The organism is Actinoplanes cyaneus, assembly GCF_016862095.1.
In the GTDB taxonomy this organism is placed as follows: domain Bacteria; phylum Actinomycetota; class Actinomycetes; order Mycobacteriales; family Micromonosporaceae; genus Actinoplanes; species Actinoplanes cyaneus.
Map to the genome: position 1 here is coordinate 18,479 of NZ_BOMH01000072.1, position 26,233 is coordinate 44,711.

Annotated in this window: 34 protein-coding genes and 1 riboswitch; of the genes, 16 read left to right on the plus strand and 18 right to left on the minus strand. The window is 70.7% G+C overall.

The genetic code is table 11. The features are described from left to right. Positions 1-43: 43 nt before the first annotated feature. Together dusB and Acy02nite_RS39975 are read right to left on the minus strand one after the other, a co-directional pair. Entirely contained in the window at positions 44-1,162 is a 1,119-nt protein-coding gene (gene dusB / locus Acy02nite_RS39970) for a tRNA dihydrouridine synthase DusB (RefSeq protein ID WP_203753854.1), read from the minus strand. Positions 1,163-1,227: 65 nt separating this feature from the next. Then, entirely contained in the window at positions 1,228-1,581 is a 354-nt protein-coding gene (locus Acy02nite_RS39975; protein WP_203753646.1) for a hypothetical protein, read from the minus strand. Positions 1,582-1,720: 139 nt separating this feature from the next. Between Acy02nite_RS39975 and Acy02nite_RS39980 the strand changes: the two genes are divergently transcribed. Then, positions 1,721-2,203: an XdhC family protein gene (locus Acy02nite_RS39980; protein WP_239175676.1), complete on the plus strand. Its 483-nt coding sequence runs from the start codon at positions 1,721-1,723 to the stop codon at positions 2,201-2,203. Here the strand turns inward: Acy02nite_RS39980 and Acy02nite_RS39985 are convergent. From Acy02nite_RS39985 to Acy02nite_RS40005, 5 genes are all read right to left on the minus strand, one after another. Then, a complete protein-coding gene (locus Acy02nite_RS39985; RefSeq protein WP_203753647.1) occupies positions 2,200-3,459 on the minus strand; it encodes a hypothetical protein in 1,260 nt (419 codons plus the stop codon). The genes Acy02nite_RS39980 and Acy02nite_RS39985 overlap by 4 nt on opposite strands. Positions 3,460-3,476: 17 nt before the next feature. Next, positions 3,477-4,472, minus strand: a complete 996-nt coding sequence (locus Acy02nite_RS39990) for an endonuclease/exonuclease/phosphatase family protein (protein WP_203753649.1) — start codon at positions 4,470-4,472, stop codon at positions 3,477-3,479. Positions 4,473-4,535: 63 nt separating this feature from the next. Further along, complete coding sequence (locus Acy02nite_RS39995; protein WP_203753651.1) at positions 4,536-5,915, minus strand: glycine--tRNA ligase; 1,380 nt, start codon at positions 5,913-5,915, stop codon at positions 4,536-4,538. 63 nt (positions 5,916-5,978) lie between these two features. Continuing rightward, positions 5,979-6,524, minus strand: coding sequence for an Rv0361 family membrane protein (locus tag Acy02nite_RS40000; RefSeq protein ID WP_203753653.1), 546 nt, complete (start codon positions 6,522-6,524; stop codon positions 5,979-5,981). 16 nt (positions 6,525-6,540) lie between these two features. Next, the gene (locus Acy02nite_RS40005) at positions 6,541-6,882 is read right to left on the minus strand and encodes an antibiotic biosynthesis monooxygenase family protein (RefSeq protein WP_203753655.1); all 342 of its coding nucleotides are present in this window, start codon (positions 6,880-6,882) and stop codon (positions 6,541-6,543) included. Between the two features lie 34 nt (positions 6,883-6,916). Between Acy02nite_RS40005 and Acy02nite_RS40010 the strand changes: the two genes are divergently transcribed. From Acy02nite_RS40010 to Acy02nite_RS40040, 7 genes are all read left to right on the plus strand, one after another. Further along, positions 6,917-7,171, plus strand: coding sequence for a DUF6703 family protein (locus tag Acy02nite_RS40010; protein ID WP_203753658.1), 255 nt, complete (start codon positions 6,917-6,919; stop codon positions 7,169-7,171). Positions 7,172-7,243: 72 nt separating this feature from the next. After that, positions 7,244-8,149: a metal ABC transporter substrate-binding protein gene (locus tag Acy02nite_RS40015; protein ID WP_203753661.1), complete on the plus strand. Its 906-nt coding sequence runs from the start codon at positions 7,244-7,246 to the stop codon at positions 8,147-8,149. Further along, positions 8,146-8,928 (plus strand): metal ABC transporter ATP-binding protein, encoded by a 783-nt coding sequence (locus tag Acy02nite_RS40020; protein ID WP_203753663.1) that lies wholly within the window; start codon positions 8,146-8,148, stop codon positions 8,926-8,928. The genes Acy02nite_RS40015 and Acy02nite_RS40020 overlap by 4 nt, the downstream gene beginning before the upstream one ends. 1 nt (position 8,929) lies before the next feature. Then, positions 8,930-9,790, plus strand: a complete 861-nt coding sequence (locus Acy02nite_RS40025; RefSeq protein ID WP_203753666.1) for a metal ABC transporter permease — start codon at positions 8,930-8,932, stop codon at positions 9,788-9,790. Further along, positions 9,783-10,088, plus strand: coding sequence for an ArsR/SmtB family transcription factor (locus Acy02nite_RS40030; protein WP_203753669.1), 306 nt, complete (start codon positions 9,783-9,785; stop codon positions 10,086-10,088). Before Acy02nite_RS40025 ends, Acy02nite_RS40030 begins: the two co-directional genes overlap by 8 nt. Beyond that, a complete protein-coding gene (locus tag Acy02nite_RS40035; RefSeq protein WP_203753672.1) occupies positions 10,085-10,489 on the plus strand; it encodes a Fur family transcriptional regulator in 405 nt (134 codons plus the stop codon). The genes Acy02nite_RS40030 and Acy02nite_RS40035 overlap by 4 nt, the downstream gene beginning before the upstream one ends. Before the next feature lie 16 nt (positions 10,490-10,505). Next, the gene (locus tag Acy02nite_RS40040) at positions 10,506-11,126 is read left to right on the plus strand and encodes a hypothetical protein (RefSeq protein ID WP_203753675.1); all 621 of its coding nucleotides are present in this window, start codon (positions 10,506-10,508) and stop codon (positions 11,124-11,126) included. Here Acy02nite_RS40040 and Acy02nite_RS40045 read toward each other — a convergent pair. Then, positions 11,116-11,652 carry a DUF6328 family protein gene (locus tag Acy02nite_RS40045; protein WP_203753678.1) on the minus strand — a complete coding sequence of 179 codons (537 nt, stop codon included), beginning with the start codon at positions 11,650-11,652 and terminating at the stop codon, positions 11,116-11,118. The genes Acy02nite_RS40040 and Acy02nite_RS40045 overlap by 11 nt on opposite strands. A gap of 31 nt (positions 11,653-11,683) precedes the next feature. Next, the gene (locus Acy02nite_RS40050) at positions 11,684-12,499 is read right to left on the minus strand and encodes an alpha/beta fold hydrolase (RefSeq protein ID WP_203753681.1); all 816 of its coding nucleotides are present in this window, start codon (positions 12,497-12,499) and stop codon (positions 11,684-11,686) included. Positions 12,500-12,605: 106 nt separating this feature from the next. Then, positions 12,606-12,710, plus strand: a riboswitch (TPP riboswitch). A 36-nt stretch (positions 12,711-12,746) separates the two neighbouring features. Between Acy02nite_RS40050 and Acy02nite_RS40055 the strand changes: the two genes are divergently transcribed. The 5 genes from Acy02nite_RS40055 (at position 12,747) to Acy02nite_RS40075 (ending at position 17,841) form a co-directional block, all read left to right on the plus strand. After that, entirely contained in the window at positions 12,747-13,328 is a 582-nt protein-coding gene (locus tag Acy02nite_RS40055; protein ID WP_203753684.1) for an ECF transporter S component, read from the plus strand. A 4-nt stretch (positions 13,329-13,332) separates the two neighbouring features. Continuing rightward, entirely contained in the window at positions 13,333-14,733 is a 1,401-nt protein-coding gene (locus Acy02nite_RS40060) for an ABC transporter ATP-binding protein (protein ID WP_203753687.1), read from the plus strand. Next, entirely contained in the window at positions 14,730-15,524 is a 795-nt protein-coding gene (locus tag Acy02nite_RS40065) for an energy-coupling factor transporter transmembrane component T family protein (RefSeq protein WP_203753690.1), read from the plus strand. The genes Acy02nite_RS40060 and Acy02nite_RS40065 overlap by 4 nt, the downstream gene beginning before the upstream one ends. A gap of 68 nt (positions 15,525-15,592) precedes the next feature. Beyond that, positions 15,593-17,305, plus strand: coding sequence for a CehA/McbA family metallohydrolase domain-containing protein (locus Acy02nite_RS40070; RefSeq protein ID WP_203753693.1), 1,713 nt, complete (start codon positions 15,593-15,595; stop codon positions 17,303-17,305). Then, positions 17,302-17,841, plus strand: coding sequence for a hypothetical protein (locus Acy02nite_RS40075; RefSeq protein ID WP_239175677.1), 540 nt, complete (start codon positions 17,302-17,304; stop codon positions 17,839-17,841). The genes Acy02nite_RS40070 and Acy02nite_RS40075 overlap by 4 nt, the downstream gene beginning before the upstream one ends. 67 nt (positions 17,842-17,908) lie before the next feature. Here Acy02nite_RS40075 and Acy02nite_RS40080 read toward each other — a convergent pair whose 3' ends face one another. From Acy02nite_RS40080 to Acy02nite_RS40100, 5 genes are all read right to left on the minus strand, one after another. Beyond that, positions 17,909-18,826 carry a 5,10-methylenetetrahydrofolate reductase gene (locus tag Acy02nite_RS40080; protein WP_203753696.1) on the minus strand — a complete coding sequence of 306 codons (918 nt, stop codon included), beginning with the start codon at positions 18,824-18,826 and terminating at the stop codon, positions 17,909-17,911. Positions 18,827-18,945: 119 nt separating this feature from the next. Beyond that, a complete protein-coding gene (locus Acy02nite_RS40085; RefSeq protein WP_203753697.1) occupies positions 18,946-19,362 on the minus strand; it encodes a DUF6086 family protein in 417 nt (138 codons plus the stop codon). 60 nt (positions 19,363-19,422) lie between these two features. Beyond that, positions 19,423-19,845, minus strand: coding sequence for a PIN domain nuclease (locus Acy02nite_RS40090; RefSeq protein WP_203753699.1), 423 nt, complete (start codon positions 19,843-19,845; stop codon positions 19,423-19,425). Beyond that, on the minus strand, positions 19,842-20,075 hold the full coding sequence (locus Acy02nite_RS40095; RefSeq protein ID WP_239175678.1) for a type II toxin-antitoxin system VapB family antitoxin: 234 nt from the start codon (positions 20,073-20,075) through the stop codon (positions 19,842-19,844). Before Acy02nite_RS40095 ends, Acy02nite_RS40090 begins: the two co-directional genes overlap by 4 nt. A gap of 91 nt (positions 20,076-20,166) precedes the next feature. Further along, the gene (locus Acy02nite_RS40100) at positions 20,167-21,042 is read right to left on the minus strand and encodes an aldo/keto reductase (protein WP_239175679.1); all 876 of its coding nucleotides are present in this window, start codon (positions 21,040-21,042) and stop codon (positions 20,167-20,169) included. A gap of 145 nt (positions 21,043-21,187) precedes the next feature. On the opposite strand from Acy02nite_RS40100, the gene Acy02nite_RS40105 reads away from it, so the two are divergent. Continuing rightward, positions 21,188-21,484 carry an MTH1187 family thiamine-binding protein gene (locus Acy02nite_RS40105; RefSeq protein ID WP_203753701.1) on the plus strand — a complete coding sequence of 99 codons (297 nt, stop codon included), beginning with the start codon at positions 21,188-21,190 and terminating at the stop codon, positions 21,482-21,484. Further along, the gene (locus Acy02nite_RS40110) at positions 21,481-22,161 is read left to right on the plus strand and encodes an HAD family hydrolase (RefSeq protein ID WP_239175680.1); all 681 of its coding nucleotides are present in this window, start codon (positions 21,481-21,483) and stop codon (positions 22,159-22,161) included. The genes Acy02nite_RS40105 and Acy02nite_RS40110 overlap by 4 nt, the downstream gene beginning before the upstream one ends. Here the strand turns inward: Acy02nite_RS40110 and Acy02nite_RS40115 are convergent. From Acy02nite_RS40115 to recO, 3 genes are read right to left on the minus strand one after another with little or no spacing between them, the layout of a single operon-like run. Further along, positions 22,151-22,702 carry a histidine phosphatase family protein gene (locus Acy02nite_RS40115; protein ID WP_239175681.1) on the minus strand — a complete coding sequence of 184 codons (552 nt, stop codon included), beginning with the start codon at positions 22,700-22,702 and terminating at the stop codon, positions 22,151-22,153. The two genes, Acy02nite_RS40110 and Acy02nite_RS40115, sit on opposite strands and share 11 nt — an antisense overlap. Beyond that, positions 22,702-23,484, minus strand: coding sequence for an isoprenyl transferase (locus Acy02nite_RS40120; RefSeq protein ID WP_203753703.1), 783 nt, complete (start codon positions 23,482-23,484; stop codon positions 22,702-22,704). Before Acy02nite_RS40120 ends, Acy02nite_RS40115 begins: the two co-directional genes overlap by 1 nt. Further along, complete coding sequence (recO, locus tag Acy02nite_RS40125; protein ID WP_203753705.1) at positions 23,481-24,257, minus strand: DNA repair protein RecO; 777 nt, start codon at positions 24,255-24,257, stop codon at positions 23,481-23,483. Before recO ends, Acy02nite_RS40120 begins: the two co-directional genes overlap by 4 nt. Before the next feature lie 107 nt (positions 24,258-24,364). Here recO and Acy02nite_RS40130 point away from each other — a divergent pair, with 107 nt between their 5' ends. Further along, positions 24,365-25,132 (plus strand): DUF4097 family beta strand repeat-containing protein, encoded by a 768-nt coding sequence (locus Acy02nite_RS40130; protein ID WP_203753707.1) that lies wholly within the window; start codon positions 24,365-24,367, stop codon positions 25,130-25,132. Here the strand turns inward: Acy02nite_RS40130 and Acy02nite_RS40135 are convergent. Further along, complete coding sequence (locus Acy02nite_RS40135) at positions 25,091-26,161, minus strand: acyltransferase family protein (RefSeq protein ID WP_203753709.1); 1,071 nt, start codon at positions 26,159-26,161, stop codon at positions 25,091-25,093. The two genes, Acy02nite_RS40130 and Acy02nite_RS40135, sit on opposite strands and share 42 nt — an antisense overlap. Between the last annotated feature and the right edge of the window lie 72 nt (positions 26,162-26,233).

The window sequence follows — 26,233 nt, forward strand, 5'->3', positions numbered from 1 at the left end:
AACGAAATGCCGCTGAGCGAAGCGAAGCCATCAAGCTCAGGCCTCAGCCGCCGGACTCGTCGGTTTCGGCGCCCTCCGGGACGGTGTCGTCGTCGCGGGAATCGAGCCAGCCGTGCGGCAGCGAGACCTTGCCCGGGGCGTTGATGCGGCCCCGGGGCTGGCCCAGGGACTCGACCGGGAACGGGATCGCCGGGTCCAGCTTGCCGAGCAGGTCGTCGAGCTCGGCGAGCGACGAGATCATCGCGAGGCTGCGGCGCAGGTCACCGCCGACCGGGAAGCCCTTCAGATACCACGCGACGTGCTTGCGGAAGTCGGCGCAGCCGTGCCGCTCGTCCTCCAGGGCCTCGACCAGCAACTGGGCGTGCCGGGACATGATCTTCGCGACCTCGCCCAGGGACGGCAGCACCGGCTGGTAGTCGCCGCCCTTGGTGAACGCGGCCTCCAGGTCGGCGAAGAGCCACGGGCGGCCCAGGCAGCCACGGCCGACGACCACGCCGTCGACGCCGGTGTGCGCGACCATCCGCAACGCGTCCGAGCCTTCCCAGATGTCGCCGTTGCCCAGCACCGGCACGTCCAGGGCCTGCTTGAGGGTGGCGATCGCGTCCCAGTCGGCCTGGCCCGAATACCGCTGCTCGGCGGTGCGCGCGTGCAGCGCCACGGCGGCGACGCCGGCGTCCTGCGCGGTCAGGCCGGCCTCGACGTACGTCAAATGGTCCTCGTCGATGCCTTTGCGCATCTTGATGGTGAGCGGGATGCCGAACTCGGCGGCGGCGTCGACGGCCTGCCGCACGATGCGACCGAACAGTTTCCGCCGCCACGGCAGCGCCGAACCGCCACCACGGCGGGTCACCTTCGGCACCGGGCAGCCGAAGTTCAGGTCGACGTGATCGGCCAGGTTCCGCTCGCCGACCATCCGGACCGCAGCGGCAGTGACATCCGGGTCCACGCCGTAGAGCTGCAGGCTGCGGAAACCCTCGTCCTCGGCGAACGCGATCATTTTCAGCGTCTTCGGGATCCGCTCGACCAGCGCCCGCGTGGTGATCATCTCGCAGACGTAGACGCCGCCGCCCTGCTCCCGGCAGAGCCGCCGGAACGCCACGTTGGTGATCCCCGCCATCGGGGCGAGGACGACAGGCGGGTTGACGGCGTGGTTGCCGAGCATGAGCGGTGCGGTCACGCGCTCCAGGGTGACACGCCCGGCCCGGCAACCTCGAATCGCCCGTCCGCTTACTGCTGATCGCCCCGCTCGATCAACGTGTGCAGCATCCCGGTCATCGCCTGCACTGAGTCCTTGAGGCCGCTCATGTCAAGCCGGATCCATGCGATCTCGGTCTCCTGGTTCTTGAGCATCGCGGTGTGCCGGTCGAGGGTCGTCGTGTGCCGGTCGAGGATCGCGGTGTGCCGCTCAAGGGTCGCGGTGTGAACGGCGAGGGTCGCGGTGTGCTCGGATTGAGTCTTCGCGAGACCTTTGAGCAGCCCGTCCTGAGCCTTCAGCTTCTCGCCGATATCGGCCAGGTCGCGATCTTGGCTGGCGCGGAGCTTTTCCTGCTCATTCATGCGCTCCTCCAGGGTGGGCATCATGCCTCCAGGGGTGAAGAGTAGCCGGTCGGACGACCGGCGAAGGGGTGTTCACTCTCTGGAGCACTATAGGCGCGGGGCTAGATGTCCCGCGTCACCTGAACGGGTGCATGATCCGCTTGCATCTGACAGAGTCGACGGCGTGACTGAGCAGATGGGTCCGCGCAGGCTGGTGGCCGTGTTCGCCTCGCCGGTCGCGGAGATGCTGAGCCGTTTCGGGATCGAGCTGGGCTTCCAGGTCGTGGTCGTCGAGCCGGATCCGGCACAGCTCGGGGGCACCCCACGGCCGCACGGCGACCGGCTGGTCAGCGACCTCGGGGCGGCCGGGGCCGACGAGCACACCGACATCCTGCTGACCGACCACCACCGGCCGGAGATCGGCGCCCTGCTCGAGGAAGCGCTGGCCGGGAGGTCGCGCTGGATCGGGATCGTCGGGAACCCACGCCACGAAGGGCCGCACGTGGCGGCCCTTCGTGATCGGGACGTGCCGGGCGAGAAGATCGCCCGCGTGCACCGCCCGGTCGGCCTGAACATCGGCAGCCGGACCCCCGCGGAGATCGCAGTGGCGGTGCTGGCCGGCCTGATCGCCGACCGCAACGGCCGCCCGGGCGGTTTCGATTTCTAGGGAATGCTGATGTTGAAGGTGATCCGGTTGTCGCCCTCGGTCAGGCCCCACAGCCGCGGCGCCGACCCGTTGTAGGACGGCTGGTAGGACAGGTTCTCCAGCCCGCCGTAGACCTGCGCCTTCTGGTGCGGCGCCTGGCCGGGGACCGCCTTGTGGACGCAGGTCCCGCTGCCACCCGCGCAGGTGCCGGAGAGGAACCAGTTCGTGCCGTCGCTGGCCACCCCCTGCATGTGCCAGATCGGCGACACGAAAGCCTCGTCCGCGTGCACCTTGCCGTCCGCGCTGAGCAGCGGCAACGCGGTCGCCGAGCTCATCGGCCAGCGGATGGCGCGGCCACCGGCCGCGTCGGTCCCCACGTACTCGGCGGAGACCATCGAGTCGCGGTTGCTGCCCCGGCGGTCGAGGCTGATCGCGTTGAGGCAGGGGCGGACGCCGGTGATCGACGAGCACCCGACGTAGCCACCGGTCGGCGTGTACTCCGGGTAGTACTCGCCGATCTGCGGCAGCACGTACCGGTGCCAGCGGCCGCTGGGCGCCTTCGACCCGTCGGCGCCGAAGCCGACCTCCTCCTCGGAGCGGGTCATGGCCCAGAGGTGACGCAGGCTGAACGCGTGGAGCCGGCCGCCGTCGGCCACCAGCAGCGTGTTGCCGTACCAGACGACGCCGTCGGCGTGGTTCCAGTCGAAGGTCCGGAAGTTGTCCACCCCGCCGGTGGAGTCCGGGACGACGAGGAGCACGTCGCGGAACTTGAGCTTGGCGGTGCTGGTGTAGTCGACGAACGTGAGGCGGGAGAACGCGTTGCTGTCCTGCGGGCCGTGCCAGCTGGCCACGGCGATCTTCCGGTTCTCCCAGATCAGGTTCGGCTGGGCGTCCCACGAGCCGGTGATGCCCTGCGGGCGCCAGCCCGAGGCCCAGTCGTCGTCATCGGCGTCCCAGCAGAAGCCGGTCGGGTTCAGCGTCGACACGATGCCGCTGGAGTGGCACAGGCCCCAGGTCGGCGTGAAGTCCTGCGGGCCGTCGATGGCCGCGCTCAGCGACGCCGCTGGGGTGACCTTCCCGCTCGCCTCGATCCGGCTGACGATGTCGCCGTACCGCTGGAAGCTGTCCGCCGGGTCGAGCACGAACGACGACGCGTCGATGGGCGCGAACGCCGCCGCGGCCTCCGCCCGGCCGGGGCCGAGCGCCACCGTGGTCGCGCCGATGAGCACCGACGCCACCGCTGCCAGCAGGCGCCGCCCCCGAGAGCTCTGTGTCATGTACGAACCTTTCCGCATCAGGCGAGCGCCTTGGTGATCCCCACGATCGGGGCATGGTCGGAGTTGCCGTCCGGGGTGGACGAGGTCAGCGTGTCCTGGTAACCGGTGGTCAGCACGTCGCACGCGGTGAAGCCGGCGCTGGCGAAGATGTAGTCGATCTTCCCGGGGTCGGTGCCGCCGATCGTCGGCTCGCGGACCGGGTCGCCGGTGGCGTACGCCTTCTCGTCGCACTCGTCGTACTTGTCGTGCAGCGTCTTGAGGTAGGTGCTCCACTGCCGGGTGTTGAAGTCACCGCCGAGCACCACCTGCGGCGCGTCGGCCGGCCGGTCGAGGACGAAGGTGCCCAGGGTCGCGATCTCCTCGGCGTACGCGGTCGCCCCGATGTCGCTGTTCACCAGGTGGGTGGTGCAGACCTCGGTGGACCAGCCGGACACCTTGGCGCAGAGCACGGTCGGTGAGCTGATCCCGGTCGCGGACGAGCGGGCCTGGTGCGGCACGGGCAGCGGCCGCCGGGTGGTCTGGGTGATCGTGCCGCGCACGGCGATGGCGACCCCGAGTGTTCCGGCCAGGCCCCCGCGGCAGTCGGAACGCCCGTCCGGGCGCTGCATCTCGGCCCAGGCGGTCGACCATCCCGTGCCGAGCCGGGCCTGGAGTCGGTCGAGCAGGCTGGTGTTGCCGGCCGTCTGGTTCAGCGCCAGGGGCCCGGAGCAGACCTCCTGCAGCATGACGACGTTGAGCTGCTGGTCGGTCACCAGTCGCAGGACCGCGTCGACCTTGAGGTCGGGGGTGTTCCGGTTCGGGCAGTAGGACGACGAGCCGAAGGCGCCGCCCGCCTCGCCGCAGATGTTCCAGCTGACCGCCCGGATCTGTTCTCCGGCCGCGGCGGCCGCGGCGGCCGGGAGAGCGGGCGCCGGTGGTGCCGGAGGCGCCGAATGGGTCAGCACCGCACCGGCGAGGACGCCGGCGACGGCCAGGGCCGCGCACAACGGCGCCAGAATTCGATTGATGTTCACAGATCGGCAAGCATAGTGAAACCGGGCGTCCCGTGGGGGGCGCCCGGTTTCACCGACGAGCGATCAACAACCCGGAAGGCGCTTGATCAGGTAGTCCTCGATCTGGTCGAGCGAGACCCGCTCCTGCTTCATGGTGTCGCGGTCCCGCACGGTGACCGCGTTGTCGGTCAGCGTGTCGAAGTCCACGGTCACGCAGAACGGCGTGCCGATCTCGTCCTGCCGGCGGTAGCGACGCCCGATCGCCTGCGAGTCGTCGAACTCGACGATCCAGCGCTTGCGCAGGTTCGCGGAGAGCTCACGCGCCTTCGGCGACAGCTCCGGGTTGCGCGACAGCGGCAGCACCGCGACCTTGACCGGGGCCAGGCGCGGGTCGAACCGCATGACGGTGCGCTTGTCGACGCCGCCCTTGGTGTTCGGCGCCTCGTCCTCGTCGTACGCCTCGAGCAGGAACGCCAGCACCGCGCGGGTGAGACCGGCGGCCGGCTCGATCACGTACGGCGTCCAGCGCTCCTGCTTCTCCTGGTCGAAGTAGGACAGGTCGACGCCGGAGTGCTTCGAGTGCGTGGACAGGTCGAAGTCGGTGCGGTTCGCGATGCCCTCGAGCTCGGCGAACTCACTGCCACCGAACTGGAAGCGGTACTCGATGTCGACGGTCCGCTTCGAGTAGTGCGACAGCTTCTCCTTCGGGTGCTCGTAGAAGCGCAGGTTGCTCTCCGAGAGACCCAGGTCGCGGTACCAGTCCCAGCGCTGCTGCAGCCAGTACTCGTGCCACTCCTCGTCGCTGCCGGGCGCGACGAAGAACTCCATCTCCATCTGCTCGAACTCACGCGTGCGGAAGATGAAGTTGCCCGGCGTGATCTCGTTCCGGAAGCTCTTGCCGACCTGCGCGATGCCGAACGGCGGCTTCTTGCGGGCCGCGGTCGCCACGTTCGCGTAGTTCACGAAGATGCCCTGCGCCGTCTCCGGGCGCAGGTAGTGCATGCCCTCGGTGCTCTCGGTCGGCCCGAGGTACGTCTTCATCAGGCCGTTGAACATCTTCGGCTCGGTGAAGGTGCCCTTGTTGCCGCAGTTCGGGCAGTTCAGCTCGGACAGCGACGACGGCAGCGAGCCGTGCTTCGCCTCATACGCCTCCTCCAGGTGGTCGGCCCGGAAGCGCTTGTGGCAGGACTGGCACTCGGTCAGCGGGTCGACGAACGCGTCGAGGTGACCGGACGCGGCCCACACGTCCTTGGCCAGGATCACGGCCGAGTCCAGGCCGACGATGTCGTCGCGCTGCTGGACCATGGTCCGCCACCACTGCCGGCGGACGTTCTCCTTCAGTTCGACGCCCAGCGGACCGTAGTCCCATGCCGAGCGGGTGCCTCCGTAGATCTCGCTGGAGGGAAAGACGAAGCCCCGGCGCTTGGCAAGGCTGACAACGGAATCGATGCGGTCGGCAGGCATGAGTCTCCTACGCCGGCTGGGTGTCGGCGGGGGTATCGGTGAGCGAAAGGACGAATAGCGAGGTTACTCCCCGAGAGAGCACACCTCGAACTCGCCCGTGCTCTGGTTCTGCCCCAGCTGGGCCTCGGTGTGGTTCACGTCGCCACCGGCGTAGGTGAGGTCGACCGGCACCTCACCGGTCGCCAGATCAAGATCGCCGATGGTGTACGACGTGAAGGGCTCCTCCCGGGAGACCCGTGCCTGGAATTCGGTGCGGCTCTCGAACGCCCGCGTGCTGCGGCAGAGGTGCCCGTAGGCCGTGTCGTAGTCCCCGGCCTTCACCGCGTCGAGGTAGTCGGAGACCACCGCCTGGGCCCGCTCGTTGATCGAACCGTTCAGCGAGAGCCCGAGCCCGATGATCGCGGCCAGCCCGCCGCCGCAGATCAGCGCCACGATGCCGCCGGCGACGCCGAGCCCTGCCCCGATGCGACGGCCCCGGCCCTCGACGGGCGGCGCCGGGAACGGCGGATGGACGCCGGGACCGGGCGGGGGCGGCGGCACGTAGATGCCCGGCGGCCCCTGCGGGGGCGGCGGCGGCGCGTACTGCATGGGCGGTTGACCGTAGGTCATGCGGCAAGCCTAATCTTCAGCGCCACGGCTCGGCTGCCCGGTCGCTGCCGGTGATCACGACGGCTTCCCCGGGTGCGGCGCCGGCCAGGGTCTCGAACGCGGAGGGCTCGTCCAGCGAGCGCGCGAGCAGCGGCGTCGCGTGCACCTTGACGTCGAAGGCGCCGAGCGCGCGGCGGTAGGCTCCGACGGACTCCCACTCGGTCACCAGGGTCCAGGCGGTGGTGTCCTCCAGCGCCCGGGTGAGCCGGCCGGAGAGGTAACCGGGGCAGGCGGCGAGGGCGGCGAGCGCGGCGTGTGCCTGCTCGGTGAACCCGTCCTGCGTGTCCGGCGGGACGACGAAGCGGTTGAGCACCAGCATGTGACGAGGGTACGCACTGCCGACGGGAGCCACAGTGACCACACCCGACCCTTTCCTGCGCCGACTGGCCCGGGTGAACCCGACCATCGCGTTCATCGTGGCGCTGGTCCTGCTGATGGCCGGGCTGTTCCTGCCCGGGGTGGTGGGCGCGCTGCTGCTGGCCGGGCTGGCCGCCGGGCTGGCCGCGCTGACGTTCACCACCTGGCCGGTGCAGTCGCCGATCACCCGCCTGGTCCGGGTGGTGCTGCTCACCCTTCTGATGGTCGCCGTGGTCAGCAAGGCGCTGTGACCACCCTGTGAACCACGCGCTGAACCCATGCGCTTTTGACAATCATTGTCATTATCGACGACAGTAGGTGGCATGATGCGCCGCCCGCTGATCCCGCTGCTCGTGCTGGCCGTCATGGCCGCGCTCAGCGGTTGCGCCACGCGGGCGGACGCCGGCGGCCGCCTCCCGGTCGTCGCCGCGTTCTACCCGTTGCAGTTCGTCAGTGAGCGGGTCGGCGGCGACCTGGTCACCGTCACCAACCTGACCAAGCCCGGCGCCGAGCCGCACGACGTGGAGCTGAGCCCGCGCCAGGTCGCCCGGATCTCGGACGCGAAGGTCGCCGTCTACCTGCACGGCTTCCAGCCCGCCGTCGACGACGCGATCGAGCAGAACGCCGCCGCCCGGGGGTTCGACGTGAGCAGCGCCGTGACCCTGGAACACGCCGACGAGGCGGAGGAGGAGTCCGGGCACGAGCACGGCGCCACCGACCCGCACGTCTGGCTCGACCCGACCCGCCTGGCCGCGATCGGTGACGCCGTGGCGGAACGCCTGGCCCTGGCCGATCCCCCGCACGCCGCGGATTTCCGGGCCCGCGCCGCCACCCTGCGCCAGCAGCTCACCGAGCTGGACGGGGAGTTCAGCGCGGCGCTCTCGACATGTCAGCGGCGCGAGCTCGTGACCGGTCACACCGCGTTCCACTACCTGGCCGAGCGCTACCACCTGACCCAGGTCGGGATCACCGGCGTCGACCCGGAGGCGGAGCCGTCACCGCGCCGCCTCGCCGAGGTCGCCGCCGACGCCCGGGCGCACGGCACCACCACCATCTTCTTCGAGACCCTGGTCAGCCCGAAGGTCGCCGAGACGATCGCGCGCGAGGTCGGCGCGACGACAGCGGTGCTCGATCCCCTCGAAGGCCTGATCGACCCGGACGCGGACTACTTCTCGGTGATGCGGGCCAACCTCGCTTCCCTGACCACGGCATTGGGGTGCACGTCATGAGTGTTGTCGAGGTCCGTCACCTGGCGGCCGGTTACGACGGCCGGGAGATCCTGCGGGACGTCGACCTCAGCGTCGCCTCCGGTGACGTGGTCGCGATTCTGGGCGCCAACGGCTCCGGGAAGTCCACCCTGGTCCGCACGATCCTGGGTCTGGTCCCGGTCCGCCGCGGAGAGATCGAGCTGTTCGGTACACCGCAGCGCCGGTTCCGCCACTGGGAACGGGTCGGCTACGTCCCGCAGCGCCTCGGCGCCGGCAGCGGCGTCCCCGCCACTGTCGGCGAGGTGGTCGCCTCCGGGCGGCTGGCCAGGCGTGGCATGTTCCGGCCGCCCGGTGCGGCCGACCGCGCCGCGGTCCACGAGGCGCTGGCCGCGGTCGGCCTGGTGGACCGGATCGGTGACCCGGTCAGCACCCTCTCCGGCGGCCAGCAGCAGCGCACCCTGATCGCCCGGGCGCTGGCCGGCAAGCCGGACCTGCTGGTGCTGGACGAGCCGACCGCCGGGGTGGACGCGGCCAGCCAGGAGGCGTTCGCCGGCGCGCTGACCGAGTTCGCCGCGAACGGCGGGACGATCCTGCTGGTCCTGCACGAGCTGGGGCCGCTGCGCCCGCTGATCGGCCGGGCCGTGGTGGTGCACCAGGGCCGGATCGCGCACGAGGGCGTGCCGCCGGAGCCGGCCGGCCACCACGCCGAGCCCGGCCACGACCACGTGCACCCGCACGCCGACGAGGAGAAGGCCACGATCTGCGAGTGGGCGCCGACCGAGGGGACCAAGGCGTACTGACATGGATCTTCTGACGTATCCCTTCATGCTGCGCGCGCTGGCCGGCGCGCTGATCATCGGCCTGGCCGCCCCGGCGCTCGGCATCTACCTGGTGCAGCGGCGCCTGTCACTGATCGGCGACGGGATCGGGCACGTGGCGCTGACCGGTGTCGGCGTCGGCCTGCTCACCCACCAGTCCCCGGTGCTCACCGCGGTGCTGGTGTCGGTGGCCGGCGCGGTCGCCGTGGAGCTGGTCCGCGAGCGCGGGCGCACCTCCGGCGACCTGGCGCTGGCACTGCTCTTCTACGGCGGCATCGCGGGCGGCGTGGTGCTGGTCGGGCTCTCCGACGACGCCAGCAACGCCAGCCTCATGCAGTACCTGTTCGGCTCGCTGATCACCACGTCGCCGGCGGACATCGCGGTGATCGCGGGGCTGGGCGCCGCGGTGCTGATCGCGATGCTGGTGTTCCGGCCCGCGCTGTTCGCGCTCTGCAACGACGAGGAGTACGCGCGGGTCAGTGGACTCCCGGTCCGTACGCTCAATCTGCTTCTCGCCGTGACGACCGCCATCACCGTGACCATCGCCATGCGTACCGTCGGATTGCTCCTGGTCTCCGCCCTGATGGTGGTCCCGGTCGCCGCCGCGCAGCAGATCACCCGCGGATTCCGGTCGACGATGGCGGTGGCCATGCTGATCGGGATCTGCGCGGCCGGCGCCGGAGTGGTGCTCGCCGGCTCGATCGACACCGCGCCGGGCGCCACCACGGTCCTGATCGCGCTCGCCGCGTTCCTGCTCACCACCGCGGCCGGCGCCCTCTGGCACCGTCGCCGGGCCACGCCGGCCGCCCACGTCGAACCCCCGGATGTGGTCCTGCATGCTTGAGAAGCCAAGCGGTTACGAAGCGTACGAGGCAGCCGGCGCGCTCCTGCGGGCGTTGTCCGCCCCGATCCGGATCGCCATCGTCGCGGAGCTCGGCGCGGGCGAGCGTTGCGTGCACGATCTGGTCTCGCAGCTCGGCGCCCCGCAGCCGCTGGTCTCGCAGCACCTGCGGGTGTTGCGGGGCGCCGGCGTGGTGCGAGGTGTCCGGCGCGGGCGGGAGATCGCATACTCCCTGGTGGACGAACACATCGCGCACATCGTCGCGGACGCCGTCAGCCACGCGAGGGAGAACCGATCGTGAACCCGGAAAGCAATGCCCAGCGCAACACCAAGCAGCGCAGCGCGGTGCGTGACGTGCTCGCCGAGACCGAGGGTTTCCACAGTGCTCAGGACCTGCACGCGATGCTGCGGGACCGCGGCGAGCGCGTCGGCCTGACCACCGTCTACCGCACGCTGCAGGGGCTCGCCGACACCGGTGAGGTGGACGTGATGCGCCCGCCCGGCGGGGAGCATCTCTACCGCCGGTGCAGCCAGGGTCATCACCACCACCTGGTGTGCCGGTCCTGCGGGCGCACCGTGGAGGTGCTCGGCCCGGCGGTCGAGTCGTGGGCCGAGAAGATGGCCGGTGAGCACGGTTTCGTCGACGTCTCGCACACGATGGAGATCTTCGGCACCTGCCCGGAGTGCGCGCAAAAGAGCTAGCTGCCACGCTTCCCGTGTGAAGCTCTATGCGGACCGGATGCCCACCGCCATTCGCCAACTGATCACCGACATCCTCGTCGTCGTCTGGGTCTATCTGTGGATCCGGGTCGCGCTCTGGGTCCACGACACGGTGCTGCTGCTGGCCGTTCCCGGTCAGAAGCTGGAGAGCGCCGGCGGCGGCATCGCCGACAACCTGGCCGACGCGGGCGGCAAGGTCGGCCGGGTGCCCCTGGTCGGCGACCAGCTCGTCAAGCCGTTCAACGGCGCCGCGGACGCCGCCCGGTCGCTCGCCGACGCCGGCCACCAGCAGCAGGAACTGGTCGACAAGCTGGCGCTGATCCTGCCGCTGATGGCGATCGCGGTGCCGCTCGCGCTGGTGCTCTTCCTCTGGCTGCCGCTGCGGCTGCGCTGGATCCGGCGTGCCTCGACCGCGCTCGCGGTCCGCGATCAGCCGGCCGGCCGGGACCTGCTGGCGTTGCGGGCGCTGGCCTCCCAGCCGCTGAGCGACCTGGCCCGGCTGGGCCCGGACATCGCGCAGAGCTGGCGGGCCGGTGACCCGGCCGCCGTCGACGCCCTGGCCGAGCTGGAGCTCAAGCGGCTGGGGCTGCGCAAGGCCCGGGCCGCACTCAGGAGTTGACCGGAGCGTCGGACGGCGCGTCGTCGAGGACGAACCCGTCCTTGTCGTCGTCGTCGCCCCAGTTGCGATGGGTCACCGGCAGGATCGCCCAGAACGTCAGGAACCAGCCGGCGGCGATCACGGTCAGCACCACCGCCCAGCGCACGTGCAGCACGTAGTCGGTGATCAGCAGGACGCTGCTGACCATCGACACCAGCATGCAGCCCAGCCCGGCGGTGGCCATCCGATGTGAATAGCGGACCAGCTCCGGCTTGCGTCCCTGGCGGAACAGCGCCCGGTGGAAGGCCACCGGGGAGATGATCAGCGCGGTCGCGAAGGCCGCGCTGATCAGCGCCACCATGTAGACGTCCTTCTGGAAGTCGGTGGCTTGCGGGAAGCCACTGGAGAAGGGCAGGGTCAGCAGGAAGGCGAAGAGGATCTGCACGCCGGTCTGTGCGACGCGCAGCTCCTGCAGGAGGTCGGCGAAGTTCCGGTCCCAGCGTTGTTTCTCGGTCTCCTGCGGAGAGCGTGATTTCTCGGAGGCCATGGTCCGATGGCGTTCCCCGCCGCAGCCATAATCAAACGCCGATGCGTGCCAGGATCGCGTCGCCGAGCTCGCGGGGCGCCTGCTCAGGCACCCAATGGCTGACCCCGCGCATGGCGACCAGCTGGTAGTCGCCACTCACCCAGTCCGCGGTCCGCAGGGCGGCGGTCAGCCCGACCACCCCGTCCCGGTCGCTCCAGACGTACGTGGTCGGCACGCTGATCTGGCCCAGGTCGGCGACGTCGTCGGTGCGGAACGCCCGGTACCAGTTCAGCGCGGTGGTCAACCGGCCCGGCTCGCGCATCGCCTTGACGTAGAGGTCGGCGCGCGGCCCGATCGGCCCGAGCATCCGGCGCATCACCAGCGCACCCCCGCCGAGCAGCAGTCTCTCCGCGATCGCGCTGCGGAACACCTGGAAGTACGCGAGGCGCGCCTGCTGCGTCGGCCGGACCCGCAGCGCCAACTGCATGGCCCGTGGATGCGGGACGGAGATCGCGGTCAGCGTGCGCACCCGCTCCGGGTGCCGGCCGGCGAGCAGCCAGGCGACCTGCGCGCCCCAGTCGTGCCCGACCACGTGCGCGGCCTCGATGCCGAGCGTGTCCAGCACGGCCACGGCGTCGGCCACGGGCTCGGCGATCCGGTACGACGCGACGCCGGACGGACGGGCGCCGGGCGAGTATCCGCGCTGATCCATGACGTACGTCCGGAGTCCCGCGGTGTGCAGGCGCGGCAGCAGGAGATCGAACTCCCGGCGGTCCTGCGGAAACCCGTGCAGCAGGAGCACCGGCTGCCCGTCGGCCGGACCCCCCTCGGCCACTTCGAACGTCAAGCCACGGGCCTTGACCTCCATGTGAGCTCCCTCCTGTGCCGATCAGACGACTCGGTGTTAGCGTCATCGAAGCACATGCACCGGGGTCTTCCCGTGACGCGCCCGTCGGGGCGAGTCGTGGGGTGGTCCCGTCCGACAGGGGAGCGCGCAGCGCTGAGAGTGCGGTGAAGGCCGCAGACCCTCGCACCTGATCTGGGTAATGCCAGCGCAGGAAGTTCGGTCTCTTCTCCATTGCGTCTCCTCCCGGTACCCGCTGGGAGGCACATCCATGAAAAACAACAGCTGGCGCACGATAGACATCGTGATCGCCTCGGTCATCGCCGTCGCGTTCGGCGTGATCTTCTGGGCCTGGGACGCCGTCTGGGCCGCCACCGAGAACGCGTTCCTGTTCTTCCCGCCCGCGCAGACCGTCCTCTACGGGATGTGGTTCCTGCCGGCCGTGCTGAGCGCGCTGATCATCCGCAAGCCGGGCGCCGCGTTCTTCACCGAGACGGTCGCCGCCATCATCTCGGCGCTGCTGGGCAACAAGTGGGGCGCGACGGTGATCTTCCAGGGCGCGGCCCAGGGTCTCGGCGCGGAGCTCGCGTTCGCACTGTTCCGCTACCGGCTCTTCACGCTGCCGGTGGGCATGCTCTCGGGCGCGCTGGCCGGGGTGGTGGCGGCGGTCTTCGACTGGTTCGTCTGGACCTACGCCTACGAGCTGTGGAGCTACCGCGTGCCGTACGCGCTGATCACCGTCGCCAGCGCCACGGTGCTCGCCGGCGCCGGCGCGTGGCTGCTGGTCCGGGCCCTGGCACCGACCGGCGTCCTCGATCGGTTCGAGGCCGGCCGGGAGCGGGCCCTGATCTGATCCGATGAGTGACGTTCAGCTGAGGGGGTTCGGCTGGCGGCACGCGGGGCGTCGCGCGTGGGCGGTCCGCGGGCTCGACCTGCGGATCCGGCACGGCGAGCGGGTGCTCCTGCTCGGTCCGTCCGGCGCCGGCAAGAGCACGCTGCTCGCCGCGCTGGCCGGGCTGCTGCCGGAGGACTCGGGCGAGGCCGAGGGCACCGTCGAGATCGACGGCCTCGACCCGCGCAAGGCACGCGACCGGGTCGGCATCCTGTTCCAGGATCCGCAGACGCAGCTGGTGATGGCCCGCTCCGGTGACGACGTCGCGTTCGGGCTGGAGAACCGCGGGGTGCCCCGCGCCGAGATCTGGCCGCGGGTCACCGAGGCGCTGGCGAGCGTCGGATTTCCGTACCGGCCGGATCGCCCGACAGCGGCGCTCTCCGGCGGCGAGGCCCAGCGCCTGGCCCTGGCCGGGGTGATCGCGCTGCGCCCGGGCCTGCTGCTGCTCGACGAGCCGACCGCGAACCTCGACCCGGCCGGCGCCGCGCTGATCCGCGACGCCGTCGCGCGGGCGACCGGCCCGGACACCACGCTGATCGTCGTCGAGCACCGGGTCGCCGACGCGTTGCCGCTGGTCGACCGGGTGGTGGTGATCCATCCGGGCGGCGGCGTGCGCGCGGACGGCCCGCCGGAGGCGATCTTCGCGGCCCACGGCGACGAGCTCGCCGAGGAGGGGGTCTGGGTGCCGGGTCTTCCCGCGGCCCCGCGGACCGCTTCCGATCAAGAGCCGACCGCCGAGTTGGTACGGGCGGAGCACGCGGCCGTCCCCGATCGCCTGCCCGCCACGTCGCTGTCCGTCCGGGCCGGCGAGGTCCTGGCGGTGACCGGCCCCAACGGCGCCGGCAAGTCGACGCTCGCGCTGCTGCTCGGCGGTCTGCTCGCCCCGGGCGGCGGGCGCGTGTCCGGTTTCGGGGACAGGCGGCCACCGCACCGCTGGCGGGCCCGCACCCTGACACAGCGGATCGGCTCGGTCTTCCAGAACCCCGAGCACCAGTTCGTCACCGGGCGGGTCGCCGACGAGCTGGCGCTGGGCCCGCGACGGCTGCGCAAACCGCCCGCCGAGGTCCGGCAGATCGTGGACGAGCTGCTGCACCGGTTACGGCTGGAGAAGCTGGCCGGGGCGAATCCGTACACGCTCTCCGGCGGGGAGGCGCGACGGCTGAGCGTGGCGACGGCGCTGGCCACCGCGCCGCGGATGCTGGTGCTGGACGAGCCGACGTTCGGGCAGGACCGCCGGACGTGGCGGGAGCTCGTCACGCTGCTCGGCGCGCTGCGCGACGAGGGGCACGGCGTGGTCGCGGTCACGCACGACGCGGACTTCGTCCGTACCGCCGCGGATCGGACCTTGACGATCGGCGCGCCGTGACCGATCAGCGGACCTCTCCCCCGGGCCCTGCCACGGCACCGCTGGCACGGCGCAACCCGGTCGCGAAGCTCGGCGCGGCACTGCTCTTCACCCTGCCGCTGGTGGTCACGCTGGACCCGGTCACCCCGGCGATCGCCCTCGCCGTCGAGCTGATCGCGCTGCCGTTCTTCGGGGTGCGCCCGAGTGTGCTCGCGCGGCGCGTCTGGCCGCTTCTGATCGCCGCGTTCGGGGTGCTGGTCAGCATGGTCCTGTTCGCCGCCGAGCGCACCGGCGACCTGCTGTTCGCGGCCGGGCCGCTGGACGTCACCACCGGCGTGCTGGCGAGCGCGACCGGGCTGATCCTGCGGATCTTCGCGGTCGCGCTGCCCGGCATCGTGGTGTTCACCACCACCGATCCGACCGACCTGGCCGACGCGCTGGTGCAGAACGCCCGCGCGCCGGAACGATTCGCGATCGGCGCGCTCGCCGCGTTCCGGCTGCTGCCACTGCTCGGCCAGGAGTGGCGGATGCTCGGCCTGGCCCGGCGCGCCCGTGGCATCGACACCGGCCGCAACCCGGCGGTCTTCGCCTCGACCGCGTTCGCGCTGCTAGTGGGCGCGCTGCGGCGCGGGGTGCGGCTGGCGGTGGCGATGGACGCGCGCGGTTTCGACTCGGGTCTTCCCCGGACGCACGCGCGGGTGCAGCGCCTCACCCGGGCCGATCTCGCGTTGCTCGGCATCTGCGCCCTGGTGCCGGCCGGCATCCTGGCTCTCACGATCGCCCTCGGGCAGTTCCGGCCGATCATCGGTTGACCGCGTGTTCGCCGCGCCGTCACCGCTTCGACAGTGGACGTTGGCCTGCTCCCGCGAGGGTGGCGCCCATGGGTCATGGCCACGATCACGATCACTCCCACGAAGCGGCTGCCGGGACCGACGTTCCCGAAGCGCTCGACCTGAGCATCCCGGACAGCGAGCTCTCTCCCTCCGACCACTCCCGGCGCGGCTTCCTGCGCGGCGCCGGCCTGCTCGGCGCGGGCGCGGCGGCCGCCTCGGTCTTCGCCCGGCCGGGTGCGGCGGCGGCCGCCGGCCTCCCGCACACCCACGACCAGTACGGCGGCGGTGACGCCAAGGGCGGCTTCAAATGGCTCGCCGGCGACCACCACATCCACACGCAGTACAGCTCCGACGCGCAGTACCGGGTGCTCGACCAGGCGAAACACGGTCACGCGTACGGCCTGGACTGGCTCGTCATCACCGACCACGGCAGCGCCACCCACGCCAAGATCGGCGTGGACAAGGTCAACCCGGACATCGTGAAGACCCGCTCCGAGATCCGGGACCTGCTGACGTTCCAGGGCCTGGAGTGGAACATCCCGGGCGCCGAGCACGCGACCGTCTTCGTTCACCCGGGCAAGAACGAGGTGGACGTCCTCAAGCGGTTCGAGAACGCCTACGACGGCTCGCTGCTGCCGGCCACCAACACCGCGGAGCAGAACGAGGCGATGGCCATCCAGGGCATCAAGTTCCTCGGCGAGCAGGTCAGGCAGCGCAAGGTCGAGGGCGCCCTGTTCCTGGCCAACCACCCGGCCCGGCGCGGCATCGACTCCCCGCACGAGATCCGCAACTGGCGTGACGCGGACCCGAGCGTCGCGATCGGCTTCGAGGGCGCGCCCGGCCACCAGGCCGCCGGCATCCCCGCCCCGAACGGCCGTGGCGGCGCTCGTGGCTACTACGACAACAACCCGTCCGCGGCGTCGTTCGCCGGGTACCCGCTGGAGAGCTACCGCACCTGGGGCGGCTTCGACTGGATGACCGCGACCGTCGGCGGCCTCTGGGACAGCCTGCTCGCCGAGGGCAAGACCTGGTGGATCACGGTCAACTCGGACTCGCACGTGGTCTACCTGGACCAGTCGGCGCAGGGCGCGAACAGCGACTTCACCGCCAACGGCAAATACAACGACCCGGAGTACACCGGCAAGCCGCTGACCACGGCCGGTGACTTCTGGCCGGGCTACTACGGCCGGACCAACGTGGGCGCGTCGTCGTTCTCGTACCGCTCGGTCATGGACGGCCTGCGCGCCGGCCGCGTCTGGGTCGACCACGGCCGCCTGATCAAGGGGCTGGACGCGCGGGTGCGCCAGACCGGCGACCGGCGCTCGTGGACCGGCACCCCGCTCGGCGGCGTGCTGCAGGTCAAGCGGGGCACCTCGACCGAGCTGACCCTCGACATCGACCTGCAGGACACCCCGAACTGGGCGACGTTCATCCCGAAGCTCAAGCGCGTCGACGTCATCGTCGGCACGGTGACCGGCCCGGTCACGAACAAGGACAACTTCCTGGCCCCGGACACCCGGGTGGTGAAGTCGTTCGAGATCAGCAAGACCAGCGGGACGGTCTCGCTCAGCTTCAACCTGGGCCGCCTCGACAAGCCGTTCTACGTCCGCGTCCGCGGCACCGACGGCAACCGCAGCCAGGCCGGCCTCAACGGCGCGTCGGTCGACCCGGCCGGCCCGAAGCTCGACGTGATCGGCGACGCCGACCCGTGGACCGACCTGTGGTTCTACACCAACCCCATCTGGGTTCTCCCCCGATGACGGACGGGCTCGTGCCGGCCGGCTCCCCGGCCGGCACGGTCTTCTCCGCCGCCCCGGGCGCGGTCGCCCGGATCGTCGGGGTCAGCCTCGGACACCGCACCCTGGCCGAGGCCGACCACTGGATCCAGGAGCTGGACCCGGCACCCGTGCTCGCCTGCACCCACCTGGTCCCGTCCCCGTACCCGCACGTCGCGATCAGCCTGCTCACCCCGGAGCCGTTCGACACCGAACCGTCGCTGCGGGCGGCGGCTGACGCCGCGGCCACCGGCCCGGCCGGCCGCGCGGTCCTCTTCCCGGGCAGCACCCGCCTCACCGGATCGCTGAGCGTGAGTGAGATCCTGCAGCGCAGCTCCATCGCCCGGGTCGAGATCCTGGGCAGCGGCCCGGCCGGCCCGTCCGCTGTCGTGGACACCGGCGATTTCGTCCGTCCCCAGTTCCGCTCCGGCGAGTTGGTCCTGGTCACCACTCCGGCGGCCGGCGGTGTCCTGGTCCCGTTCGAACGCCGCGACCCCACTCCCTGCTGCGCCGCCCACTGACGGCCCCGGCTCGCTCTCCCGGTGGTGTCCGTCCCTCATGACCACCGGGAGATCCAGTCGGACGGAACTAACGTCCGAGCAGGGTCGCGACGTCGGCGGCGAGCCGGGTGGTGGCCTCGATCTCGGCTTTACGGATCGACACGCTCTCGATGTTGAACCCGTACGGCACGCCCAGGTGCTCGCAGAAGTCCCGCAGGTCACGGGCGATGTCCAGGGTGTGCTTGTACGACTCGGCGAGCGGATCGGCGGTGTGCCGCAGCGAGTTCTGCAGCCAGCGCGGCACGTCCACCCCGAGCCAGCGCAGGAACTCCAGCGTCTTGAGCGACCCGCACAACGACAACGTGAAGATCATCGTCCGGGGCTGCACACCCCGCGCCCGGCACTCGTAGAAGTAGTCGGAGATCAGGTTCTTGGTCTCGTTCACGTGGTAGATCACCTGCGACACGAAGAAGCTCGCGCCACGCTCCTGCTTGGCCAGCATCCGCAGGTGCTCGTCGCGCCGCTCACCGATCGCCACCGCCCCGAGCGGCAGCTCCGGCCGGAACTCGTCGCGCAGCTCCTGGGCCCGCCGCAGCCCGGTCCGGACCGCCTTCCCACCGGACGACGCCCCGACGAAGACGCTCAGCACCCGTTCCGGATCGGAGCGGATCATCCAGTCACGCAGCTCCGCCTCCTCGTACTTGCCGACGCACCGGTAGATGATCACCGGCTGCGCCCACGCGCCCAGGTGCGTCTCGTAGTACCGAGCCGGGTCCAGCGTCGCGAGGAACGGGAACGGCCGCTCCTGCGGGTTCCGATCGGACTCGTCGTCGATGTCGTAGAGGATCAGCCCGTCCAGCGGGATGCCACTGATCCGTTCGAGCGTGACCTCGGCGATCTCCTTGACCCGCTCCTCCGCGGTGCTCCGCTTCGGCGGCGTGACGCTGAACAGCAGCACCCCGCTGCGAGCTTCGGCCAGCAACTGAGGCAGACGGCGATGAGTCATGGCCTTCACCCTAGGAACCCGCGGGGCGGTGATCTGCACGGCAACCCACCGTTCCCGTCAGTCGAACACCGGCCGCTGCCGCACGCGCGGGCCGTGCCACGGCGGGCCGCCGCCCGCGCTCAGCGCGCCATGCCCGACGCGTGCTCGGCAACCAACTCGATCAGCTCTTCCCGATCGCCCGGCGGCATCTGGTTCCGGCCCACCGAGAGGTCCCACCAGCGTGGCTTACTCTGCGCCCGCAGCGCCGGCAACTCCCGCCCGGCCCGCTGCGCCATCACGATCGCGGTGGCGAGAAACCCCTCCACCAGCGATCGCAGAATCGGGTGGTTCGCACTCAGGTAACGCGCGGCCAGCGCATCGACGAACGACTCGAACATGTCCAGGTCGATCTCGTACTCATCGTTGACGCAAGGCCCGATCCCGGTGGGCAGCCCGACCAGCGGCGCCATAGCCTCACTCGTCCGGACGAAGAGCGTCGCCACCCCGTTCGAGGGATTCCACAGCACCAGGTCACCAGCCTGGAAATACTGACTCACGCCGCCATGATCATCGATGGCGTCGCCGGCGGCAACGGAAATCGTCGAAGGGGTACGGCGTCAGGCGACAGAACCGGGCTCCGCGATCCACCGGGTCGGCTGCCCGGTGATCCTGGCCACCTGCTCGAAATCGCGGTCGTAGTGCAGGATCGTCATGCCCTGGGACTCTGCCGTCGCCGCTACCAGGAGGTCGACCGGCCCAGCCGACCGATGCGCCCCACCCTCAGCGAGACGCTCCTGGACCTGGAGCGCACGGGCATAGATCTCGTCCGGCATGAGCGCCCATTTGTACCGATCTCGGATCGTCGAGGCCAATTCGAGCCGATGATCTGGCGATTTGGCGGTGTAGTAGATCTCCAATTCGGTGAGCTCGCAGATGGAAAGCAGACCCGAGTTGAGATAGTGACCCCAGGTCTCCCGAAGCACGGGCTCTCGCGCCAGCCGCATGTAGGCACTGGTGTCGACCAGAAACTGCACGCTCATGGCCGGTAGCTGCTCTTGTCCAGGAATTCGTCGAAGTCACCACGGGCGCCCAACTCCCCCAGCTTCTCCATGGCCTCGACCCGCTTGCGGATGGCGACGACCTCACTCAGCGCGGCATTGACGGTCTCCGCCACGGTCCTGGTGCCGAGGATCTTGGCAGCCTCGATCAGATTCGCGTCGTCGACCTCGAACGAGGTGATCTCCGGCTTCGCTTCCACGGTTATCCCCATCCGTCGCACCTCCCCTCAGGATAGGCAACCCGCCCGACAGGGGTTGCTCAGCGCCTAGACTAGTCGCGCGTATTGATCGACTCAACTGAGATCACCTGGCCGACTGATCGATCGCGGCCAGATCGTCCTTGTCCAGGTGCACTGCGGCGGCCGCGATGTTCTGCTCCAGGTGGGCCGGGTCGCCGGTCCCGGGAATGGCCAGCACGTGCGGCCCCTGGTGCAGGGTCCAGGCCAGCCGCACCTGGTGCTCGCTGACCCCGTGCCGCCGCGCGACCCCCAGCACCCCCGCCTCCGGAGAGGCCGTCGCCCCCGCCTCCCGCCGGCCCCCGGCGATCGCGAAGAACGGCACGAACGCGATCCCCCGGGCACCGCAGACCCGCAGCAGTTCCTCATCGCGGCGGACGTCGAGCGCGTACGCGTTCTGCACGCACGCCACCGGCGCGATCCGCGAGGCCACGTCGAGATGGCCCGGGGTGATGTTGGACAGCCCCAGGTGCCGGATCAGCCCTTCGTCCCGCATCGCGGCGAGCTCCCCGAACCACTCCGTGATGTCCGCGTCGCGCCGGGTGATACGCAGGTTCACCAGGTCGAGCGTCTCCACGCCGAGCCGCCGCAGATTCTCTTCGACCTGCTCACGCAGGCCTCCGAAACCCCAGCTCCCGTCAGGCAGCCGTTTCGGTCCGACCTTCGTGGCGATGAGGACCCGATTCGCGTACGGCGTCAGCGCCTTCCTGATCAGGTCGGTCGCATGCCGCACCGGCCCCGGCCCGACGTCGATGATCCCGCCCGGCGAACAGTAGAACGCCGCCGTGTCGAGGTGATCCACCCCGAGTTCGACGGCTCTCCGCAGGACCCGGATCGCCACGCCGGTGTCCGGGTTCGCGGTGATCCGCATCGATCCGAAGCCCATCCGGTTGACGACCCGGTCCCCGATCGTCCATGTCCCCGCCGCTGCCGCATCTGTCACCCGGCGACCGTAGGCGAATCCGCCCCTCTCCCGCCTCGATCGAGCGGCCGATACCGATTTGCCCTCCTCACTGATAGTTTGTAGACATCGCGGAAGCCGTCACAGCGCCTGCGAGACCGAGCACAGTGCCTGCGAAAATCAAGCCATGCTGGTTGCCTTCTCTGTCACGCCGATCGGGTCCGGGGATTCGGTCGGGGATGCCGTCGCCGAGGCCGTCCGGGTCGTCCGCGCCTCGGGCCTGCCGAACCGCACCGATGCCATGTTCACCACGATCGAGGGCGAGTGGGACGAGGTCATGGCCGTCGTCAAGCAGGCCGTCGACGCCGTCGCCGCGGTCGCGCCCCGGGTCAGCCTGTCGCTGAAGGCGGACGTCCGCCCCGGCGTCACGGGCGCCCTGACCGCGAAGGTGGAGCACATCGAACGGGTGCTGGGACAGTCATGAGACGGCTCGTCATGTGGGACATCGACTACACGCTGCTGCGTGGCGGCGGGGTCGCCTCCCGCGCCTGGAAGGCCGCGTTCACCGAGGTCACCGGCGTCGCGTGGCGGGACGAGCCGATCTTCGGCGGCCGCACCGACCTGGATATCTGCGGTGGTGTCTTCGCGGCGCACGGCGTCACCGACTGCACTCCGGAGAGATTCTTCGCGCGGTACGTCGAGCTGGTCGGCACGTCCCGGCACGAGTTCGCCGAGCAGGGCGCGCTGATGCCGGGCGTCCGCGAGGTCCTGTCGCATCTCGGCGGCCGGCCGGACATCGTGCAGACCCTGGTCACCGGCAACGTCCCCGAGGTGGCCGCGATGAAGGTCAGCGCCTTCGGCCTGTCCGGGGCGTTCGACGCCGAGGTCGGCGGTTACGGGACCGACGACAGTGTGCGCGCCACCCTGGTCCGCCGGAGTCTGGAACGGGCGCAGGCCAAGTACGGCGAGCCGTTCCACCCGGTCGTCATCGGCGACACCGTCAACGACGTGACGGCCGCGCTGGCCAACGACGCTGTCGCGATCGCGGTCGCCACCGGCGCGACCCCGGCGGCCGACCTGATCGCGGCCGGCGCCCACGCCGTACTGCCGAATCTGAGCGACCTCGAGGCGACGGTCAAAGCCCTGGAGATCAGGGTCTGAGCTCGGGCGGGAAGCCGGTCCACTGCAGCGCGGCCGGCAGGTGGCTCACGTCGTTGAACATGATCAGCCGAGGTTTCTGCCCCGGGAAGTACCGGATCAGGGTCAGCCCGGTGTTGCACGCGTTGAGTCCCCGCCACCGCTCCTCGGGCGCCTCCAGAGCGTCCCGCACGAGCCAGGCCACCTGAAACGCGTGCGTGATCAGCAGCTCGTGCGTCTCGACGGCGGCCGGCCCGGTGAACCGCGCGATCATCGCGGCCGAGTTCGCCGGCGTCGGCAGGTTGTCGTCGAGCTCCTCGGCGGGCTCGACCGGCACGTCGCCGAGGTGCGCGGCGACCAGCTCGGCCGTCCGGGCGGCGCGGGGCAGCGGCCCGTGGAAGACGGCCGACAGCGGCACCCCGGCGAGCCGCTCACCGAGCAGGGCGGCCTGCTGCTCCCCGTCGCCGGTCAGCCCGGTCTCGTCCTCGTTCGCGAAGGCGTGCCGGGCGATCCACAGGTGCCGGACCTCGTCCATCACGACCTTGTCCATCACGACCTTGTCCATCACGATGGGGACACCGGGTTCGGCAGGGCGCCGCCGAAACGCCGGTCACGCTGGGCGTAGAGCTCGCACGCATACCACAGGTGGCGGCGGTCGAAGTCGGGCCAGAGCGTGTCCAGGTAGACCATCTCGGCGTAGGCGGACTGCCAGATCAGGAAGTTCGACGTGCGCTGCTCGCCGGAGGGCCGCAGGAACAGGTCCACCGCCGGGACCTCGGGATGGTACAGATACTTCTCGATCGTCTTCTCGTTGACCTTGTCGGCCTTGAGCTTGCCGGCCGCCACGTCCCGCGCGATCGCCGCCGCGGCGTCGGCGATCTCCGCCTGACCGCCGTAGTTCACACAGAACTGGAGGGTGAGCGTCTTGTTGTTCCTGCTCATCTCCTCGGCGGTCTGCAACTCGGAGATCACGCTCTTCCACAGCCGGCCGGCCCGCCCGGACCAGACGACCCGCACGCCGAGATCGACGAGCTGGTTGCGGCGGCGACGGATGACATCCCGGTTGAAGCCCATCAGGAAGCGCACCTCCTCGGGCGAGCGCTTCCAGTTCTCGGTGGAGAACGCGTACGCCGAGAGGTAGGGAATGCCCAGCTCGATGGCGCCCTCGATGGCGTCGAAGAGCGAGTGCTCCCCCTGCTCGTGGCCCTTGGTGCGGGACAGGCCGCGCTCCTTGGCCCAGCGGCCGTTGCCGTCCATCACGATCGCCACGTGACGAGGCAGCGCGGCGGCCGGCAGCGCCGGTGGCCGGACGCCGGAGATGTGCGGGGTGGGCGGACGCGGGCTCACGGTTTCAACTCCCGTCGGTCGACAAGCGGCAGCGAGCGTAGCGAGCGCTCCATGTGCCATTGCAGGTGGGCGGCGACCAGGCCGCTGCACTCGCGGCGCACCGACGGGGCGGACACGTCCGCCACCGACCAGTCGCCGCTGGTCAGGGCGGCCATCAGGCCGAGCGTGTCGGGGCTGGGGTGCGCGGCGCCGGGTGGGCGGCAGTCGGGGCAGACCGCGCCGCCGGCCGGAACCGCGAACGCCGCGTGCCGCCCGGGCTCGCCGCAGACCGCGCACTCGGTGACCGCCGGCGCCCAGCCGGCGAAGGCCATGGCACGCAGCAGGTAGGCGTCGAGCACCAGGCTGCCGGCGTGCTCCCCGGCGGCGAGCGCCTTGAGTGCGCCCAGGGTGAGCTGGAACAACCGCAGCGCGGGCTCCTGCTCGACCGGGGTGAGACGCTCGGCGGTCTCGCAGATCGCGCTGGCCGCGGTGTAGCGCGGATAGTCCGCCAGGAAGCTCTTGCCGAACAGTGACAGCGCCTCGACCTGGCTGACCGACTGCAGCGAACTGCCCACGCCCTCGGGCGAGCCGGCGAGCTGCAGGTCGATGTGCCCGAACGGCTCGAGGCGGGCGCCGAAGCGCGAGGTGGTGCGGCGCACGCCGCGGGCGACCGCGCGCAGCCGGCCGTGGCGGCGGGTCAGCAGGGTGACGATGCGGTCGCTCTCGCCCAGTTTCTGCGCGCGCAGCACGACCGCGTCGTCGCGGTAGAGATGGCGGCGGTATCCAGCGGGCACCACGCCATTCTGCCCGGTGCCTACGACAAACCCTGACCCGGATCTCAGGGTCGACTCCGGGACGGGACCGATGGTGCTCAGTATGTCCCCGGAAATACGGTCGACCCATGAGCCGTAGAGTTGCCGTCCTCGTCCTCGCCGCAGCCTCGGTCGCAGCCCTGGCCGGCTGCGACGGCGCGGTGGGCGCCACCATGACCTTCGACGACACCGAGAAGACGAAGGTCAGCGACATCGTGCTGGACGGCGGCGGCGGCGATGTGACGGTCACCACCGGCAACGTCACCGAGACCCGGATCAAGCGGGTCGTCCGGGGCGGCGACGGCTCCGGCCCGACGTACCAGATCACCGGCACCACGCTCACGCTGCCGACCGACTGCGGTTTCGACTGCACCATCTCGTACGAGGTGCAGGCCCCGGCCGGCGTGAAGGTGAGCGGCAAGCTGCGCTCGGGCGGCGTGAGCCTGACCGACGTCGGCGCCGTGGACCTGACGCTGACCTCGGGTGACGTCATGATCGACGGCGCCACGGCACCCGTGCGGATCAAGGCCACGTCGGGCAACGTGACGGTGTCCGGGGTGCCCGGCGCGACGCTGGAGGCGACCTCGGGCGACCTGCAGGCGCACGACATCACGGGGCCGGTCGACGCCCGGGTCACCTCCGGCAACCTCGACCTGGAGCTGTCCCAGCCGGCCTCGGTCACCGCCTCGGTCACCAGCGGCGACCTGGACCTGATCGTCCCGAAGGGCAGCTACCAGGTGAAGCAGCACAGTGGTGACGGCGAGGCGACCATCGAGGGCGTCACGAACGATCCCAAGGCGACGAACGTGCTGGACCTACGCGCGCGCAGCGGCAACCTGACCGTCGGCACGATCTAGAGCCGGAGGCTCGGCCAGGACCGCGGCCGGGGCCGGGGAGACCGGAGCCGGCAGGCGGCGGCCCGGGAGCAGCGACGGCCGGCGCCCGGCTGCCACGTCCTCCACCCACCCGACCAGCGCCAGCACCACGCCGAGAAGCACGACCACGACCGGGAGCCGCCAGCCGTAACCGGCCGCGCCGGCGATCGGCAGCCCGTGCGTCTCGCCGAACCGGGTGACCAGGACGAGCACCGGGATGTGCCAGAGGTAGACGCTCAGCGCCCGCGAGTTCAGCACGGTCAGCACCCGGTGCTCCCGGACCAGCGGCGAGCAGCCGAGCGCGACCAGCACGAACGCGGCGGACCAGAGGGCGTTGCCGATCGGGATGTCGTTCAGGTCGTACCCGCGCGGTCCCGGATGGGTCACCACCCAGGCGGCCGCCGGCACGGCGAGCGCGGCCGCGAGACCCCACAGCCACCTGCGCGGGAGCCGGCTCAGGTGACCGTCGTGGTGGGCGAAGCCCAGCATCCAGGCGCCGCCGTAGAGCGCGAGGTCGTGGACCACGTTCACGGGCTTGACGCCGGTGATCTCGAAGATCAGCAGAACGGCGTACGGGAAGATCACCGAAACCACCGGGAAGCGCCGGAAGGCCGGAAGCGCGAGCGGTGAGAGCAGGACGAACCACAGGAAGTCCCGCAGATACCACGCGTGGCTCAGCAGCTCCGCCCAGCGGCCGGTCGCCTCCGGATCCACCAGGGGAAAACCCCAGAGCAGCAGATGTACGTCGAACGGGGTGCCGGCGATCAGCATCGCCGGCACCGCGATCAGCAAAGCCAGCACCCAGAGCGACGGCAGCAACCGGCGCAGGCGTCGCTCCACCGCCCACACCCCGGACCGGTCCAGCGACGCCGCCATCAGCGAGCCGGCCAGCGCGAACATCACCGACATCGCCGGGAAGACGACGGTCAGCGCCGCCCAGCCGGTGAGGTGATAGATCACCACCCGGACGGTGGCGATCGCGCGGAGCAGGTCCAGGTACCGGTTGCGCATGGCCAACCGTGTTACCCGCTTTTAGCACGAAAGTGCAAATCCGGTGAACTATCCCATATCCAGGGAATGTCC